At 61.7% G+C, this 17,631-nt stretch carries 18 protein-coding genes and 2 tRNA genes; 4 read left to right on the forward strand and 16 right to left on the reverse strand.

Translation table 11 applies throughout. From position 1 onward, the window contains the following. Positions 1-64: 64 nt before the first annotated feature. The 6 genes from purF to R3F00_RS11865 form a co-directional block, all read right to left on the reverse strand. Positions 65-1,543 carry an amidophosphoribosyltransferase gene (purF, locus tag R3F00_RS11840; RefSeq protein ID WP_371282003.1) on the reverse strand — a complete coding sequence of 493 codons (1,479 nt, stop codon included), beginning with the start codon at positions 1,541-1,543 and terminating at the stop codon, positions 65-67. A gap of 8 nt (positions 1,544-1,551) precedes the next feature. After that, on the reverse strand, positions 1,552-2,127 hold the full coding sequence (locus tag R3F00_RS11845; protein ID WP_371282004.1) for a CvpA family protein: 576 nt from the start codon (positions 2,125-2,127) through the stop codon (positions 1,552-1,554). 10 nt (positions 2,128-2,137) lie between these two features. After that, entirely contained in the window at positions 2,138-3,028 is an 891-nt protein-coding gene (locus R3F00_RS11850; RefSeq protein WP_371282005.1) for an SPOR domain-containing protein, read from the reverse strand. A gap of 70 nt (positions 3,029-3,098) precedes the next feature. Continuing rightward, positions 3,099-4,385 carry a bifunctional tetrahydrofolate synthase/dihydrofolate synthase gene (folC, locus tag R3F00_RS11855; RefSeq protein WP_371282006.1) on the reverse strand — a complete coding sequence of 429 codons (1,287 nt, stop codon included), beginning with the start codon at positions 4,383-4,385 and terminating at the stop codon, positions 3,099-3,101. 18 nt (positions 4,386-4,403) lie between these two features. Then, positions 4,404-5,045, reverse strand: a complete 642-nt coding sequence (locus R3F00_RS11860) for a rhomboid family intramembrane serine protease (protein ID WP_371282007.1) — start codon at positions 5,043-5,045, stop codon at positions 4,404-4,406. Positions 5,046-5,143: 98 nt separating this feature from the next. Next, positions 5,144-5,491 (reverse strand): MGMT family protein, encoded by a 348-nt coding sequence (locus R3F00_RS11865; protein ID WP_371282008.1) that lies wholly within the window; start codon positions 5,489-5,491, stop codon positions 5,144-5,146. 104 nt (positions 5,492-5,595) lie between these two features. On the opposite strand from R3F00_RS11865, the gene R3F00_RS11870 reads away from it, so the two are divergent. Continuing rightward, positions 5,596-6,000: a hypothetical protein gene (locus R3F00_RS11870; RefSeq protein ID WP_371282009.1), complete on the forward strand. Its 405-nt coding sequence runs from the start codon at positions 5,596-5,598 to the stop codon at positions 5,998-6,000. 140 nt (positions 6,001-6,140) lie between these two features. On the opposite strand, the gene R3F00_RS11875 is transcribed toward R3F00_RS11870, so the two are convergent. The 3 genes from R3F00_RS11875 to R3F00_RS11885 form a co-directional block, all read right to left on the reverse strand. Further along, positions 6,141-7,271: an anion permease gene (locus R3F00_RS11875; RefSeq protein ID WP_371282114.1), complete on the reverse strand. Its 1,131-nt coding sequence runs from the start codon at positions 7,269-7,271 to the stop codon at positions 6,141-6,143. A gap of 27 nt (positions 7,272-7,298) precedes the next feature. Then, positions 7,299-7,928: a DUF47 domain-containing protein gene (locus R3F00_RS11880; protein WP_371282010.1), complete on the reverse strand. Its 630-nt coding sequence runs from the start codon at positions 7,926-7,928 to the stop codon at positions 7,299-7,301. 330 nt (positions 7,929-8,258) lie between these two features. Beyond that, positions 8,259-9,029 (reverse strand): RNA methyltransferase, encoded by a 771-nt coding sequence (locus tag R3F00_RS11885; RefSeq protein ID WP_371282011.1) that lies wholly within the window; start codon positions 9,027-9,029, stop codon positions 8,259-8,261. Between the two features lie 344 nt (positions 9,030-9,373). Here R3F00_RS11885 and R3F00_RS11890 point away from each other — a divergent pair, with 344 nt between their 5' ends. Continuing rightward, positions 9,374-10,174, forward strand: a complete 801-nt coding sequence (locus tag R3F00_RS11890) for an inositol monophosphatase family protein (RefSeq protein WP_371282012.1) — start codon at positions 9,374-9,376, stop codon at positions 10,172-10,174. Positions 10,175-10,437: 263 nt separating this feature from the next. Here the strand turns inward: R3F00_RS11890 and R3F00_RS11895 are convergent. From R3F00_RS11895 to R3F00_RS11905, 3 genes are all read right to left on the reverse strand, one after another. Further along, a tRNA-Ser gene (locus tag R3F00_RS11895) sits at positions 10,438-10,528 on the reverse strand. An 80-nt stretch (positions 10,529-10,608) separates the two neighbouring features. Beyond that, a complete protein-coding gene (locus R3F00_RS11900) occupies positions 10,609-11,514 on the reverse strand; it encodes a M48 family metallopeptidase (protein ID WP_371282013.1) in 906 nt (301 codons plus the stop codon). A gap of 79 nt (positions 11,515-11,593) precedes the next feature. Beyond that, positions 11,594-13,507 carry an SUMF1/EgtB/PvdO family nonheme iron enzyme gene (locus R3F00_RS11905; RefSeq protein ID WP_371282014.1) on the reverse strand — a complete coding sequence of 638 codons (1,914 nt, stop codon included), beginning with the start codon at positions 13,505-13,507 and terminating at the stop codon, positions 11,594-11,596. Positions 13,508-13,624: 117 nt separating this feature from the next. On the opposite strand from R3F00_RS11905, the gene R3F00_RS11910 reads away from it, so the two are divergent. Both R3F00_RS11910 and R3F00_RS11915 read left to right on the forward strand, forming a co-directional pair. Beyond that, positions 13,625-14,713, forward strand: coding sequence for a ribonuclease D (locus tag R3F00_RS11910; RefSeq protein WP_371282015.1), 1,089 nt, complete (start codon positions 13,625-13,627; stop codon positions 14,711-14,713). A gap of 101 nt (positions 14,714-14,814) precedes the next feature. Next, positions 14,815-14,890 (forward strand) — tRNA-Ala (locus tag R3F00_RS11915). A 102-nt stretch (positions 14,891-14,992) separates the two neighbouring features. Here the strand turns inward: R3F00_RS11915 and R3F00_RS11920 are convergent. From R3F00_RS11920 to msrB, 4 genes are all read right to left on the reverse strand, one after another. After that, entirely contained in the window at positions 14,993-15,193 is a 201-nt protein-coding gene (locus R3F00_RS11920) for a PspC domain-containing protein (RefSeq protein WP_371282016.1), read from the reverse strand. 121 nt (positions 15,194-15,314) lie between these two features. Continuing rightward, the gene (locus R3F00_RS11925; protein WP_371282017.1) at positions 15,315-16,040 is read right to left on the reverse strand and encodes a DUF1499 domain-containing protein; all 726 of its coding nucleotides are present in this window, start codon (positions 16,038-16,040) and stop codon (positions 15,315-15,317) included. A gap of 183 nt (positions 16,041-16,223) precedes the next feature. Then, positions 16,224-16,904, reverse strand: coding sequence for a peptide-methionine (S)-S-oxide reductase MsrA (gene msrA / locus R3F00_RS11930; protein ID WP_371282018.1), 681 nt, complete (start codon positions 16,902-16,904; stop codon positions 16,224-16,226). 4 nt (positions 16,905-16,908) lie between these two features. Continuing rightward, positions 16,909-17,439 (reverse strand): peptide-methionine (R)-S-oxide reductase MsrB, encoded by a 531-nt coding sequence (gene msrB / locus R3F00_RS11935; RefSeq protein ID WP_371282019.1) that lies wholly within the window; start codon positions 17,437-17,439, stop codon positions 16,909-16,911. Positions 17,440-17,631 lie beyond the last annotated feature (192 nt).

Genomic DNA, 17,631 nt, shown 5'->3' on the forward strand with positions numbered 1-17,631 from the left:
CGCGAGGGCAGCAATCGAAGCCTGCGACGTGTAGCGCGCTTTTTGCTTTGTCGCGCGGCAAGCTTCAGCCTGCCTGGCGTCGCTTGTCCTTGGCTTCGTCCGATCGCGAGAATTCCAGCTGGTCGAGGTAGGTGGGTTCGACGCCGGTCACGTACTCGCCGGAGAAGCAGGAGGCATCGAATTCCTGCAGCTTCTCGTTGCCCTCGGCGATCGATGCGACCAGGTCGGAAAGATCCTGAAAAACCAGCCAGTCTGCACCGAGCACCTTTTCGATTTCCGCTTCGGTTCTGCCATGAGCCACCAGTTCTGCTGCCGATGGCATGTCAATGCCATAGATGTTCGGGTAGCGAACCGGCGGCGCGGCCGAAGCCAGGTAGACGTTCTTGGCACCGGCATCACGGGCCATCTGGATGATCTGGCGCGATGTTGTCCCACGGACGATCGAATCATCCACAAGCAGTACATTCTTGTTGCGGAACTCCAGCCCGATCGGATTGAGCTTGCGGCGAACGGATTTCACGCGCTCGCTTTGACCGGGCATGATGAACGTGCGTCCGATGTAGCGGTTCTTGACGAACCCGTCACGCATCGGCACACCCAGGACCTGAGCGAGGGATGAGGCCGCAGTCCTCGAGGTATCCGGTATCGGGATCACCGAATCAATGCCGTGGTCGGGCTTGAGCCGCAGAATCTTGGCCGCCAGTCGCTCGCCCATGCGCAGGCGCGCCTTGTACACCGAAACATCTTCGATCATCGAGTCCGGGCGAGCCAGGTAGACATATTCGAAGATGCAGGGCGCGTGCTTGACCGGCTCGGCGCATTGCCGCGTGAACAACTGTCCGTCTTGCGTGATCAGCACCCCTTCTCCCGGAGCGACATCACGCATCAGCCTGAAACCGAGAATATCGAAGGCGACCGATTCGGACGCCACGGCGTATTCCTTGCCGTCCGGCGTATCGCGCTCGCCCAGGACCAGCGGGCGAATGCCGTGCGGATCACGGAACGCAAGCAGCCCATAGCCGAGCACAAGTGCAACGACGGCGTAGCCGCCGACGCAGCGCTGGTGCACACCGGCAACCGCCTTGAACAGGTTGTCGCTGGACAGCGCCATGCGCTCCTGGATCTGCAACTCGTGGGCCAGCACGTTGAGCAGGAATTCGGAATCCGAATCCGTATTGATGTGGCGGCGATCGTCTTCGAACATCTCTCGACGAAGCGTATCGGTATTGACCAGGTTGCCGTTGTGCGCCAAGGCGATGCCGTAGGGCGAATTCACATACAGCGGCTGGGCATCATTGCTGCCCTCCGAACCGGCTGTCGGATAACGGCAATGACCGATACCGATATTGCCGCGCAAGCCAAGCATGTGTTCGCGCTGAAACACGTCCTGGACCAGTCCGTTGCCCTTGTGCAGACGCAGGCGCGAACCGTCGATCGTGGCGATTCCCGCCGCGTCCTGGCCGCGGTGTTGCAGCACCGTCAGCGCGTCATACAGCGCCGATGCGACTTCGGAGGTTCCGACGATACCGATGATTCCACACATGGTTCAGTTCACTGGGAAGTCGAGGGATTGGATTCCTGCACAACAGGTGCAGTGGTGTTGATCAGTGCGTCTGCCGCGGCTGGCACGGCCACGGCAGCAGGTTCCAGATAACGAGCAACACTTTCAGGCAAGTAGGATGTCACCCATTGCGCGCCATTGTCGAAAGTCGGCAGCATTTTCGATGTCTGCCACCAGTCGTCGCGCACCACGGGCGTGAATTTCATCAGCAAGACAACCAGTACCACCAACGCAAATCCGCGCACCAGGCCGAATACCATGCCGAGCAGGCGATCCGTACCGGACAATCCGCTGCCGTTGACCAGCTTGCGCATCAGATAGCTGACGATGGCACCACCAATCAGGACCGCGACGAAACACAGTGCGTAGCCAAGAAGAACACGCACTGACGGCACCGATATGGCGTTGGAAAACTGGTCTGCAAGGTGCGGGCCAAATGTCCATGCGACCCAGAATGCGAGCACCCAGCAAACCAGGGCCAGCACTTCGCCGATGAAACCTCGCCACAGACCCACCAGGATCGAGAGGGCCAGCGTCGCGATGATCGCGTAGTCAAACCAGTTCATTGCACCGGATTCATGGCTGGGTTACGACCAGTCCATCCACTTTCAGCTTGTCCTTGATGCGCCCGCGCAGGGCCTCGGCTCCGCTGCGATCGGCTTCCGGTCCGGCGCGAACCCGCCACAGCGTCTTGCCGCCCGCGTTCACCTCCTCGACAAATGCCGCGAATCCCGCGGCCTGCAAGCGGCCGCCGAGCTTGTTGGCGTCTTCCACGGTCGCGAACGCGCCGAGCTGAACAGCCCAGCCACCTGCGCGAGTCGCCGGCACTGCACTCGGCGGCGAATCGGCCTTGGCATCCCCTGCGAGGCTGACGACGCTGCTCGGCACGTCACTCTTCAGCTGCTTGATGCGTATGCGTGCCGCTTCGGCTTCGGCGCGATCGGCATACGGGCCGACCCGCACGCGCTGCGCCGGTTTTCCCTTGAAATCGATGGCTTCGGAGAAGGCCGGAAATCCTGCGCGCTTGAGACTGGCAACGAGGTCATCGGCATTCTTGGACGAGGTATAGACGCCGAGATGCACCAGAAAGTCGCCGGTCGCAGCCTTGCCAGCCTCGATCTGAGCCGGCGTTGCCGGTTTCTCCGCTTGATCCGGCACGCTTGCCGGTTCTGGCTGGGGCTCGGCATTCGCAGGTTCCGGCATCGCTTCAACGCGAGGCGGCAGCTTGGTGTCGACGGTCGCCACCGGCTCTGCCGTTGCTGCCTGCTGCGCCGGCTGACGCGAAGGATCCTGATTCACTGCATCGACCGAAAGCACCCGCGTCTCGAACTCGCGGTCGGGCGGCGGCGGGATTTCCAGATCGACGGTTGCCGATTCCTGCATCGGTCCACTGCCACTGAACAGCATGGGGACGAAAATGATGGCGAGCGCGATGAGGACGACGGCACCGAGTAGACGTTGTTTCAAGGCGGGTTCCATGGGAATGGGTACGCTGACGAGTCGCCGCGATTATACGCGTCCTGGACAATGGATACGTTCAGGCGGCTGGCAAGGCTCGGGAGGCAGCCATGCGCAAGGCGGCAGACGCCACAAAGAACGAGCCGAATGCGATGACCCGGTCATTCGGCCCGGCTTGGTCCAGTGCCTCGGCCAGCGCATCGGCAACGTTGACGTGCCTGGCACAGACATCGATCACACCCGAACTCTCCAGGCGCTGCGCCAGTGCTGACACGTCAAGTCCGCGTGAACTTTCTGCATCAAGCCCCGCCAGGTACCACGAGTCCACGACTTCTGACAACGGCCCGACAATGCCGATGATGTCCTTGTCAGCCAACGCGCCGAACAAGGCAATGTTGCGGCCCGCGGCGGGATGGCCGGCCAGCCACGCGGCAAGCACCTCCGCAGCCTGCGGATTGTGTGCAACATCAACGATCAGTTCCGGCTGCCCCGCGAAACGCTGCAGTCTTGCAGGTGCCTTCGCGCGGGCGACCCCGGCCCTGATGGCGTCAACTTTCCAGTCCAGTCGGTCAGCCAATGCATGCAGTGCGGCGACGGCCGCTGCGGCATTGGCCTGCTGGGAAGCCGAATCCAGCGATGTGGGCGGCAGCGACAGCCGTGTCGATCCCCTTGACCAGACCCAGCCGGCTTCGGTCGATTCGGCGTGATAGTCCCGTCCTGCCACGATGAGCTGCGAACCGATCCGTCTTGCCTCTGCAATCAGCCCCTGCGGAGGATCGCGATCACCGACAATGGCCGGGCGGCCCGGGCGGAATATTCCGGCCTTTTCCCGCCCAATGACTTCACGATCGTTGCCCAGCCAGTCTTCATGATCGAGCGCTACCGTGGTCACGATGGATGCGTCGGCATCGATCATGTTGACTGCATCGAGCCGGCCACCCAGCCCTACTTCAAGCAAGGCCACATCAAGCTCGTTCTCGGCGAACACGAGCAGGGCCGCCAGCGTGCCGAATTCGAAATAGGTCAGCGGAACTTCACCGCGCGCGACCTCGATTCGCTCGAATGCGGTCGTCAACTCCGCATCCGTGGCTTCGCGACCCTTCATCCGGACACGCTCGTTGTAGCGAAGCAGATGCGGTGAGGTGAAGGCTCCGACCGTGTATCCAGCCGCGGCAAGCATCGCCTCCAGGAATGCCACGGTCGAGCCCTTGCCATTGGTGCCGCCAACCGTGATTACGACGCGAGCCGGCGCAGGCGCGCCAAGCGCCTTCCAGACAGTAGACACACGGTCGAGACCCAGCTCGATTTCGCGCGGATGAATGCGCAACTGCCAGTTCAGCCAGTCATCCAGGGTCCCGGGGAACAAGGGGCGAGCCCGATCCGGTCAGCGCATGAGGATCCGGCGCGGCTTTATCGGAAGCCGTCCGCGCCAGTACTGGATGATCACGAACCCCGCGGCCATGCCACCGAGATGGGCAAAATGCGCGACGCCGGCCTGGCTTCCGGTTACACCCAGATAGAGTTCGATGACGCCATAGCCGGTCACAAAAACCCAGGCCGGCATCGGAATCGGTGGAAACAGCAACATGATGCGCTGATGCGGAAACATCATGCCGAACGCCAGCAGGATTCCGAAAACGCCACCCGATGCCCCAAGCGTCGGGTAAAACCCGCCGGTAAACGCATGAATGACGAACAGCTGCGCGATCGCCGCACCGACTACGCAGGTCAGGTAATAGACAAGGAACGGGCGCGAGCCGAACAGGCGCTCGATCGCTCCGCCGAACATCCATAGCGCCAGCATGTTGAAAAGCAGATGCGTCAGGCCTCCATGCAGGAATCCATAGGTGAGCAACTGCCAGATCTCGAATCCGACCGATCCTCCTCCCTGAATCAGGCGTTCCGGCCCCATCGGCCACAGCGCGAACAGGATGACCAGCTGCTCGCCGATCAGCATTTGCAGGAGATAGATCACGCCATTGGCGATCAGCAGGTTGCGGGTAACGGGCGGCAGGTCGAAGGGCATGCGGACTCCTTGCTAGTCGGACGATGGTGACACGGAGGCACACCGGTGTTCCAACGTCGAGGCAAACTTCACGGGTTTCAACAGCTGGCCTTGCCGGATCAGTTCCAGGCGTCCGGTGACCACAACTCCGAATCCAGATCACGCTGCCAGCCGAATTGCACGAGATTCACCCGAACCCCGGACAAGGCCACGCCCTCGGCAAGCAATCTTCGCTTCTGCTCCCGAAACGCCTTGCTGCCGGGCGGAAAAGCGAGACGACCGTCTGCACGGACCACCCGATGCCAGGGCAACCCCACCCCCTCGCCCGCCTCGCGCAATACTCGACCCACCAGACGCGCTCGCCCCGGCAAGCCGGCCCTGTGGGCAATTTCGCCATAGCTGGTCACGGATCCGCGCGAAATTCGCAGAATCACAGCTTGAATGGACTGCTGATCAGGATTCGACATGGGCTTCAGCCGGCATTGTGACCGGGACACTCCAGAGGCGATGGGCCGCGACCTCGGGGACTATTCGAGCTAGCATGCGCCTAAACGAAATCCTGGAGAGTCCCGTGCAGAGCTTTGAACAGATCCGGTCCCACGTCAGCAACCTGCACACCATCCGCACGAATGATCCCTATCTGATCAGTTTTGATCTGCACCTCGAGCATGGTCGGCAGCAGGGCATCTATCTTGCGGAAATGGAAGGTGAGGATGGCCTGAAACATCTGCGCATTTCAACGCCCATTGGTCCTGCCACCGGCGTTGATCCGACACGCTGTCTGCGTTTCAACTGGGAACAGCGAACCGGCTACCTTGCGATCAGCGATCTGGACGGATCGCCCTATCTGCATCTGGTCGAAAACCGCCCCTATTCCCTGCTGCATGGGGACGAACTGGATCGCGTCGTCAACGAGCTCGGGCAACTGGGCGACCGTCTCGAACAAGCCCTCTCGGCGGGTGGCGACTCGCTTTAGGGCCCGGGAATCGGGAATCTGGAAGCTTGTCTTGCGTTGACGCCCGAGGAAATACCGCAGGTTGGCGGTGAGCGCCAGCGAGCTCCAACATCAACTGGTTGGAAGATCGCAACAGGCCGCAGCCGCTTGCAGTACCTGGCCTATGCCAGACCGAAGGCCTGCAGCAGTCGAACCAGCAGCCAGGCCAGCAAGCCGGTTACCGGAATGGTCAGCAGCCAGGCCCATACCATGCGCTCTACAACCGTCCATTTGATCGCTGAAAAGCGCTTGGCCGCGCCGACGCCCATGATGGCCGAAGAAATGTTGTGCGTGGTGGAGACCGGAATTCCGAAGTGACTGGCGGCAAGAATGACGCTGGCGGATGCCGTCTCGGCCGCAAAGCCATTGACCGGATGCAACTTGACCAGCTTGTGACCCAGCGTACGAATGATGCGCCAGCCACCGGCAGCGGTCCCCGCAGCCATGGTCAGCGCGCACAGCACCTTGATCCAGACTGCGATTTCGAACTTGCTGTTCGGATCCTCTTCGATACGGAGGAAATTGAGCCAGCCCGGCAGATCGTCCAGCGTTCCTGCGGAGGTGGCGCCCACCAGGGCCAGCGCGATGATACCCATGGTTTTCTGGGCATCGTTCATTCCATGCGACAAACCCATGGCGCTCGCCGAGAGGATTTGTGCCTTGCCAAAGAAACCGTTCAGGAACTTCGGCCGGGAAAGGGTCTGCAGGACGCCCGAGCGATTGGCCATCGAGCTGACCAGGGCGAATATTCCGCCCATGATCGCGAATCCGAGGAAAAATCCGAGTAGCGGCGAACTGAACATCGGCACGACGACCTTGGGCAGCAAGCCCGTGCCTTGCCACCAGTGCTCTCCGCCCTGCCACCAGATGATGGATGTCCAGTCGTCATAGGCAGCGGCCAGCGCCGCACCGCACAAGCCACCCACGAGGGCGTGCGAGGAACTTGAAGGCAAACCCCACCACCAGGTGATCAGGTCCCAGATGATGGCACCGAGAAGGGCGCAGATAAGCACCTGCGGTGTCACCGCAACCACGCCGGCATCGACCAGGCCCGACGCGATGGTCTTCGCAACGGCGGTACCCAGGAGGGCACCGAACAGGTTCATCACGGCAGCCAGAATCACGGCCTGCACCGGACTGAGTACCTTGGTCGCGACAACCGTTGCAATCGAGTTCGCGGTATCGTGGAAACCGTTGATGTACTCGAAAACGAGCGCAACGAAGATGACCAGAAAGACGAGGATCAGGCTCAGGGTCACGGAAGGTCCTTGCCGATTCGATCAGGAGTTTTTCAGGGCAATGTGGTAAATCACGTTGCCGGCATCCCGACATCGATCAATGGCCTTTTCCAGCAGCTCGAATAGATCCTTGCGTACCATCAGCTGGGCCGCGTCGGCTGAATCGGAAAACAGGTTTCCATAGAGCTCAAGCAACAGCCGGTCCGCCTCGGCTTCGATCGATTGCATGCGTTCATTCAGCGAATGCATCACGTCGAGCTTGATGCCTCCACGCAGCTCGCCCACCATGCTCACGATGACGTCACAGGCTCGCTCGAGCATGGCCGCCTGCGCACCGTATTTGATATCCACCAATTGATCGGCGAACAGGGCATGCCGTTCGGCGAATTTCTCGACGGTTTTCGGAATCTTGTAGAGGGCGCCAGCCAGGGCCTCGATGTCTTCGCGCTCAAGCGCGGTCACGAAGGTGTTGACCAATTCGAGATTGATCTGCGCGAAAAGATCCTTTTCACGCTTGCGGGCGACCCGGAACTGGTCCAGAGCCGGCGTTTCCGCACCCTCGTCCAGCATGGTGCCGAGTGCTCGCGCACTCAGTCGGGCGGCCTCTGCACTGGCCTCGAGCAGCCCATAGAACTTGTCACCCTTGCCGAAGATCGTTTGCAACGAGAACATGGAATGCTCCGAACCGGATTTGAAGGGGAAACGTGATCGATGTATGGCCGCGCGCTCCCCGCAGGCGGCCACCCCGCGATATTACAGTAATGTTACAGCCGCGAATTCCCCGGCTGGAACTCTGTTCCCGTTCGGAGCAGGTGACCCCGCCGGATTCTGGCCTTGCCCATCAGCCCGGAAGCGCCAGGACTCCGGGAAACGCGGCCAACCGGGCGATTCGGCCACTCTGATGGGCAGGTACATGAGACCTCCTGGAAGCGGCTCTCGATTCCGCTGTCGCAACAGTGCCTCGACGCGTTTCCAATTTCGCAGGTATGAGCAGAACCCTGCTCAATCTGTCCGGTCGTGGTGCGCCAGGCGCGCCATGCGCTGCGCATCCGCAAGTATTCCGCGCAGCACGCGCAGCTCGCGCTGATCCGGATGGGCTCGCAGGAACAGGCGACGCAATCGCTGCATGATCGTCGTTTCGGACCGGCCCTTGTGGAACTCGATATCGTGCAGCGTCGTTGCGAGATGCTCGAAGAAGCCTTCGAGTTCGGCGGCAGTCGCGGGCTCGTCCGTGTTGCCCTTGCGCGGCGGCGTCCCCGCCAACGCTGCCATGCGTGCCTCATAGGCGAGGACCTGGACGGCCTGGGAGAGGTTCAGCGAGGAGTAACCGGGGTCGCTCGGGATGTGCACGGCAGCATGGCACAGCTTGATCTCGTCATTGCTGAGCCCCGAAGTTTCATTGCCGAATACGTAGGCGACTTCCCGCCCATGCGCAGCAGCGTCGACTACGCGTCTGGCCGCTTCCGCGGGCAGGAGCTCCTCGAGCGCCACCCCGCGAAGTCGCGCCGTGGCGCCGAGCACGAGGCTGCAATCTCCGATAGCCGATTCCAGCGAATCGAATCGACACGCGGCTTCGAGCACATCGTCAGCACCAGCGGCCATGACATGGGCGTCGATATGCGGGAACGAGGCTGGAGATACCAGACAGAGTCGCGTGAACCCCATCGTCCGGATCGCCCGCGCGGAGCTGCCTATATTTCCGGGATGCGAAGTATTGGAAAGAACGAAGCGGACGTGCCTGGCGGCGGCCTCGGTGTTGGGCTGTTCAGCCATCAGTAGTCGCGCTCCGCCTTCTTCAATCGATGTTCGCCATAGTTCGAAACCGCAGCGGCATGCTGGGCCCGCGCGTCGCCACACTCTCGCACAGACCGTCCCACTCAGTAGCCGTGCCCGCAGGCCGTGAGCTGCCCTGTCCGGAGCACGCCATTATCGCGTCGCAGGCTCAGCGTGTCTGCCCGACTTCCAGGCACGTCCGAATTCCGTCGAGGTCTCCTGCGCCATCTCTCGCGAATTCACGGACTTGGTGGCAATTGGCTGAATTTGGTAACCTTCCGGCCCCGCGCGCGGCTTGACCGTGCCGCGTTGCTCTTTTTCAGTCCACTTCCGACGGAACCAACATGCCCAGACCCGCCGTAAACGTGGCGGTGCGCGCAGCGCGCGCCGCAGGCCAGATCATTCTGCGCTACATGAATCGCCTGGACAGCCTGGCGATCGTTGAGAAGCAACGGCTGGATTTTGCCTCGGAAGTGGATCGTGCGGCGGAAGCCGAAATCATCCGCGAACTGAAGCGCGCGTTTCCCGGCCACGGCATCCTCGCCGAAGAGTCCGGCGCACAAGGCAAGGGCAAGCATGTCTGGGTCATCGATCCGCTGGACGGTACCCACAACTACCTGCGCGGATTTCCCCATTTCTGCGTATCGATCGCAATGCTGGAAAATGGCGAGCCGATGCACGGGGTTGTCTACGATCCGCTGCGCGATGAGCTGTTTACCGCAAGCCGAGGCGACGGCGCCTATCTGAACGACCGGCGCATCCGTGTCAGCACCAGGCCCGACCTTGAAGGCGCCCTGCTGGTGACCGGATATCCGTATCGGCAGCGCGAGCATCTGGACGCCCAGATCGACATGACCCGCGCACTGCTTGGGCAGGCCGAAGACATTCGACGGACGGGATCGGCCGCACTTGATCTGGCCTACGTCGCCAATGGCCGGGTCGATGGCTATTTCGAGACCGGGCTGCAACCCTGGGACATGGCCGCCGGCTGCCTTCTCGTTCGTGAAGCCGGTGGTCGTTATTCCGATTTCGTCGGACGCGATGGCATTCCCGACAATGGCAATCTGGTTGCTGGCGGCATCAAGGTCGCCGAAGCCATCGTCAAGACGATCGCCCCGCATGTGACGCCGGCACTGGCGCGCTGATGCGGTTGCTTGCGCTTCGCGAAAAAGCCGGAAAGCCAGACGACAATGAGCCGCTTCCAAAGAGGCTTCTTGTTCCAGCTAGCAGATAGGGTGGGATATGTTCGGCTCATCCCTGAGCCTCACCCTCCGCGCTGCGCGCTGCGGGCCAGCCATGCGGCTGTCCAAATTCATTCCTGATGAATTTGTCGAACCCAGGCGGGTTCGTCCACGCACCCCGCACCATCAGATACAAAAAAAGCCCCTTCCGGGGCTCTTTTTGTATCTGGCGGAGAGGGTGGGATTCGAACCCACGGTACGCTATTCACGTACGCCTGATTTCGAGTCAGGTACATTCGACCACTCTGCCACCTCTCCGGAAGTGGGCCGCGAATCATACGGGCAGCTTCGCTGGCTGACAAGCGTGGCGGCTCGCCTTCACCAATGCAGCCAACCCGTCACTGCACGGCGGGTGTCGATCCGCAGAACTGCTGGCGAACCTGCATGGCCTCGGGCATCCAGCTGTTGAGCTGCTGAATGCGGGTACCTTCGGCTGGATGGGTCGACATGAATTCGGGCGGCTTGCCCTTGCCCATCGCGGCCATGCGCTCCCACAGCTTCGGCGCTTCTTCGGGGTTGAAGCAGGCAGCTGCGGCAAGCAGCAGACCGACCTTGTCCGCTTCCGACTCGTGGCTTCGGGAAAATGGCAGCAGGACACCATACTGGGCACCTGCGCCAATCGCAGCCATGACCATCTGGCGCTGGCCAGGATCCATGTCACCGGTCGACATGCTTGCCGCGATGGAACCGATCTGCACGAGCTTTTGCTGTGCCATGCGCTCGCCACCGTGGCGAAGCAGGGCGTGTGCGATCTCGTGGCCCATCACCACGGCCACTCCGTCGGTGTTTTTTGCCACCGGGATAATGCCCGTGTAGACGGCGATTTTTCCTCCGGGCAGGCAAAAGGCATTGGCCTCGTCGGACTCGATGACACTGGTCTGCCATTCGTACGCGCTCCAGTCCGTATTGGCAGGGGTTCCCTTGGTATCGGCCAGGTATTTCTCGACCTTGGGTGCCGCTGTTACCAGACGTTGCGCAATGTCCTGTATCTGCTGCGGCAGTTCTCCAGTCCGAACGACGCGCGATTGCTGGAGGATTTCGCGGTAGGACTGGATACCCAGTGCCGCCTCCTCCTGGGCCGTCGTATCGAGCAGCTGGTTGCGCCCGGTGAACGCGGCGTCATTGCTGTTGCTGAAATAGTAGTAGGCGAAATACAGGCCGAACAGCAGGATTGGCCAGAGTTTCAGACCGCGCCGGCTGCGCTGCCCTCCATACGATGCGGAACGATTGCCAAAAGGTCCCATGCTCAGACTCCTGTTCAGTGCAACGATGCTCCGGTTGCGATCCGGTCCGAATTTTTCCACACAGCCGTCACGTCCGACACTACAGCTCCCGGACCACGCGGAAGCCGACTCGCGCGCTGCGCGCATCGGCCGGCACCGAGAGTCTGTAGGCCGATCGTATCTGTTCCGGAGAACTTCCCCACGAGCCCCCGCGTATCACGCGACGCACACAGCCCGGGTTGATCCATGCCGCGCTGTCACGCGGTGCACGGGTGTAATTGTCGTGCCAGCAATCATCGACCCACTCCGAGAGGTTGCCATCCAGATCATAGACACCGAAGGGATTTGGAGGGTAGGTCTTGACCGGTGCCGGCCCCCAGAAACCGTCGCTGTAGTCGTCAAACGCCCGCCCCCAGCTGCGCTTGCTTGGCGAGCGATCGCCGTCGCCGGTAACGTTGGCGACCACCTTCTCAGGATCACCGTCACCCCACCAGAAGCGCGACTGCGAGCCGGCGCGCAGCACATATTCAAACTCCGCCTCGCTGGGCAGGCGGTAGCGCTTGCCGGTTCGCTGCGAGAGCCAGGCGACATATTCATTGGCGTCGTTCCAGGACACGTTGAGCACAGGCAACTTGTCACTGGCGCGATCGCCCTTGTAGTCACGCCGCCAGTCGATGCCGCGTCGGTCGTTCATGCGCCCGCTGCTCTCGTCGTAGACGCTGCCGGTGCCGAGCCGCTCCGCATCGCTTCGGTAGCCCACGGTGCTGGCGAACTGACGAAACTCGGCGACGGTGACTTCGGTCTGGCCCATGGCGAATCCGGTGATGATCCGCACCTGACGCTGCGGCTCCTCGTCATCCCGGTGCCCTTCCTCGCTGGCCGGCGATCCCATGCTGAACTCCCCAGCCGGTATCACTACTACCGGGGGTGCGACGCCCGTGGTGTCGAGGAAGCGATCGCTGAATACCTGTCCGGGTTCGAAATTCGCGTAGAGGCGCGCATTGCGCAGGCGCTCATTGAATTCGTCCAGACCGGAAAGATCCGTGCTGATGGCCTGGGCAGACTTGGCCAGTGTCTCGGCCAGATCGGCATTTCCCGCGTCGAGTGCCGAGCGCGCCTGCGCCAACACTGTCTCGCCGCGCTGACGGCGCAGTCCTTCAATCTGGGAGCGCGTATCCAGCAAGGCCTGTGATCCAGGCCGGATCGTCGAGGCCTCGGCCAGTATCGTGTCAGCGCTGGCAAACTCGTCCTGCGCAGCCGCATCGAGTGCCCGGTCGAGAAAGCCCTCCTCGATACGGGCGAGACCTTCATCGGCGATCTTGTTGGCCGGATCGATCTCCAGCACTTTCCTGTATACGGCGAGCGCATTGTTGTCGCCTTCGCCGATCAGGCGACCCTGCTTGAGCAATTCAGCGGCGGCCGCCAGCATGGGCATGACTTCGCGCAGGGTCTTGAGTCGTGCGCGAAGTATTTCCAGTTCGTTTTCGGAGTGCGGCAGTTCCGCGAACTGCGCAGCATAGCGCTGCGCTTCCGCTTCATCGCCGCGTTCGAGTGCAGCCAGCGACCAGTCTCGAACGGCTCCGCCAATGCGTGCCAGCGCATCGAGCGCAGCCGGATTGTTCGGATCCTGGCCCAGCACCTGTCGATAAAGACCGACGGCGTTGTTGCCAGGCGGCTCGAAAAGTTTGCCTTCTTCTTCCTGCTTGCGCGCCGACTTGAGCAAGGTCGCCACTTCCTTGGTTACCGGTGCAGGCGGACCCATCGAGATGGCTTCGGCCAGCGTGGTGCCGACAATGGGTTGGCCATTCTCTCCCTCCGCGATCAGCGGGGTCGATTGATCGATGACCCAGGGCTTGCCGCCCAGCGGGGAGGTTGTGCTGGTCTGGATCTGGGTTTGCGGCTCGAAATGCAGGATTCCGGGAAAGAACCGGTAGCACAGCGCGAACAGCAACACGACGATGCCCAGTGCTCCGCCAAGGTTGCGTTGCTTGTTGACGTTCTCGGTACCGGGCATCTTGGCGGGCAGAAAGGCTGACAGCAGCGTGTCAGCACCTTAGGCTATCGCAGGACGCGTCCGCAACCGCGGTCGCACCCGTCATTCACCTCCCGTATCTGAACAGGAAGGCACGACTTGGCTGCCTGGATTGACCGCACCGAAAACCTGCTCGACTTCAACCGCCGTCCCGGCCAGCTGATTGGCCTGGACACGGAATTCATGCGCACGGACAGCTTTGCGCCGAAACTGGCCCTGATCCAGATGGAGATCGAGGGCGAGGTCGCCCTGATCGACCCGCTCGGCGCCATCGACATGGAGAGTCTCGCCTCGCGGCTGGGTGACGCGAACACCGTTTCGATCATGCACAGCGCCAGCGAGGATCTCGATGCGCTGGACCCGATCCTGCCGCAGGGGCTGGGCACCTTGTACGACACGCAGATTGCCGCCGCATTCGCGGGGCTTGGCGCGGGTCTCGGCTATCAGAAGCTCGTGCTGGCGGTCTGCGATGTGGACCTGCCGAAAGGCGAGACGCGTTCGGACTGGCTGCGGCGCCCGCTCAGTCCGCAGCAACTGGAATATGCGGCCCAGGACGTCATCCATCTGCCAGCCATCCATGCCGATCTGACGGCGCGCCTCGCCGAGCGCGGATTCACCGCGTGGCATGCCGAAGACTGCGCACGCATGCTCGAGCGTGCCCGCAATCGCGAAATCGACCCGCAGCCGCAAACCGGCTATCGCGGCGCCTCGGGTTGGACTCGCGAACAACAGGCAATGCTGCGTCGCGTCCTGTTCTGGCGCGAGGCCACGGCACGGCGCATCGACAAGCCACGCCCATGGATTCTCGATGACCCACGCATTCTCGACTTCAGCTCCAATCCGCCTGGCAGCGTCGAAGAGCTGGCCGAGCGCGGGCGGGGATTGCGTGCACTGCGTGGCGAGCAACGAACCGAACTGTTCGAGCTGTTGCAGCAGCCGGTGGCGGCAGAGGAACTCGAGTTCGACCCCGTACCGCCCTCTGCCGATGGCGAGGAGCGCCGCATGATCAAGGCGCTCAAGGAAATCGTGGTCGGCAAGGCCGAAGAACTGCAGATTCCCGAGGGCCTGCTCTGCTCGCGACGGCATCTTGAAAGCCTGTACCTGTCGCGCCGCTGGCCGGCCACGCTGGAAGGCTGGCGCAAGGCCGTCCTGCACGATGCGCTGATGGCGCGACTGGACGAGGGCTGAGGGGCTTGCCCAACTTGGCGCTGCACTGGCCATTCGATATGATCCGGGAACGCACGCGGATCCGACCCAACCGGATGCAGAAACCCCGCGCGCTGCTTCAAGGGGCGGTAGCTCAGCTGGGAGAGCGTCGCGTTCGCAATGCGAAGGTCGTGGGTTCGATCCCCATTCGCTCCACCATCAAGAAGCCCGGCATTGCCGGGCTTTTTTTGGTCGCCCCTCGCAGCCCAAAGGGACGGGATACTCGCTGGAATCTGCATTCCTGATTCAATGACTTCTTGCTCAGGCCGGCTCTTCGGGAATCAGCAGCCACAGCACCAGGTAGACAATGATGCCGGGAAACGCGACCGAGGCGATCGAAACTATTGCAAAGAGAATGCGGAGCAACGTCGAATTCCAGCCAAAGCGACGTGCTATCCCACCCATGACACCGGCAAGCATGCGATCGCTGCGCGATCGGGCCAGGGTTCTCGTGGCATTCATTGGACCTTGTTTCTCCAGTTGATACGGGGAGCTGAAAGGCTCGCCAATCCGCAACTTCAAAGCTGCCTTGGCAGATGCAGCTCATGTTCGAGCCAATCCGCTGACGACACTGCGACTTCCTCTAGCCGCCAGCCGGCTTGCTGCCGAGTGCCTCTGTGTAGGCGCGGATGCGCTTTGCATTCTTTCCGACATCGCTGAGTCCGACACGCGACACCGAGCGGACATCGATCCGGCTACCGCTGCCATCCGGTTCTATGCGGATGACGACGTCGTCCTTGAAGCCATACCAGAACGTCGTGTCGGTGGCTTCGATGCGCCCGCTGGCCGCATCGGCGGCAACGATTTCCCAGCCCATCCCGCGTGCGACGTTTTGCGCTCGATCGAACGCTTCAGCGGGGGCGACATCCAGATGTTGCGTACGGATGTCCGGATACGCTTCGGCCTGCTGGGCGGCAATCTCGGCGCCGCCGTATTCGGCGGGATTGGCTGCATCCGCACGCAAGGGCAGGATCGCCACGAATTCCGGTGGACGCTGCGTATCGGTGGAAATGTCGTGGATCATGGGCAGGGACTTTGCCTGCATGAGTCCATAAAGCGGCACTGCCGCTGCGGCGACGCCCAACACGACACCGAACAGGAGGGTCTTTGCATTGCCACGACGCGTACGCGGTATGGCCAACAGCAGCAAGGCCAGAACCGCTGCTCCAAGCCCCAGATAGACCGCCCAGCGCATCAGCGCAAACCCGGTGCGGAACTCCCAGAAATCCATACGGCTGCCCGGCCCCGAGGCCAGAAGCAGGACCAGGGCGAGAATCGCCAGGAGTAGTGGGATGCGAGCGCGCTTCATGGGATTTCACCCGGTCATGGCTGAACGTGCAGTATCGCGCAAATACGCATGAAAGTAAGGGACGCCGGCTCGGCGGCCCGAAAAGCAAACCATCCGAGAAGCGGGTCATGCCCCGCGCAAGCCCGACTGTCGGAGTGCCTTGCTCACTCCGATGTACGGATTCGATATCGAATCCGAGGGTACTCAGTGCCCCGACGAACCCCAGATCTGCTCGAGCCGCTTGTCGCGACCGCAGCTGTATCGATAGTACTTGTAACGCACCGGATTCTTTGTGTAGTAATCCTGATGGTAGTCCTCGGCCGGATAGAACGTTGAAGCCGGCACAATCTGGGTGGCAAGCGGCTTGCCCAGATGTTGGGAATCCTCCAGCACCTGCTTGCTTTGTTCGGCCAGCTTCATCTGCTCGGCATCGACTGCGAAAATTGCAGAGCGATACTGGTCGCCATGATCGCAGAACTGGTAGTTGACGGCATAGGGATCGATGTTGCGCCAGAACACGTCGAGCAACTTCTGGTAACTGACCTTGCTCGGGTCGTACACGATCTTTACTGCTTCTGCGTGCCCGGTGCTGCCGGAAGAAACCTGTTCGTAGCTGGGATCGGGAGTGCGCCCACCGGTATATCCGGAGGTCGTCGAAATCACGCCCGGCAGGCTGTCGAATGGCGGCTCCATGCACCAGAAACAACCACCGGCAAAAATCGCGACCGCTTCACCCTCTTTCGCCGAAGAAGACGCTGCCGGATCAAATTTCGGTGCCGTGGATTGTGCATCTGTAGCAGGCGTGACGTCCGACTGCTCTGCGCATGCGCTCATGCCGGCCAACAACAGGAGGGTCAGCAGCAACGAACGGATATTCGCAATCATCATCTCAACCTCTCAATGCAGGCAATGCCTGCCCTTCCGGAACGAATGCCAGTGCCACTCCGTTGTTGCACCACCGCTCGCCACGCGGCTCCGGGCCATCGTCGAAGACATGGCCCTGATGCCCGCCACAGCGTGCGCAGTGGTACTCGGTTCTGGGCCACACAAGCTTGTAGTCCTTGCTCGTGCCGATGTGCCCTTCGATCGGCTGAGTGAAGCTGGGCCAACCGGTACCGCTCTCGAACTTGTGCGCACTTTCGAACAAAGGCAAATAGCAGGCCGCACAAATGTAGGTGCCGGCACGCTTCTCGTTGTTCAGCGGGCTGCTTCCGGCGCGCTCCGTGTCTTCATTGAAGAGCACGGCGTAGGCCGCTGGGCTGACCAGCCCTCGCCACTCCTCGTGCGGCTTGTTCAGGGGCTTGATCGCCTGGCCGGAACTCGCGGCAACACTGGTCGATTCCTTCGCCCGCGAGCAGGATGGCAGCAGGGGCAGCGCGATCAGTGCGCCGATACTGCGCAACAGGGAGCGTCGATTCATGTTTTTTTCTCCAGAACCCGAAGATGGCAATGTCTGTGCAGTAGCACGTTTCCTGAACAGCCGGTTCGCGCCAGAATAGCGGGAAGCGCCGGAACGGGTGCGGTTTCTTGGGAGGGAGCCGCACCGTTCCGGCAACGAACGCGGCTACTCGGCCACGTGGTCAGAAACAGGGACCGGGCCCGAAGCCAATTC

The organism is Dokdonella sp. (assembly GCF_041395345.1).
In the GTDB taxonomy this organism is placed as follows: Bacteria; Pseudomonadota; Gammaproteobacteria; order Xanthomonadales; family Rhodanobacteraceae; genus Dokdonella.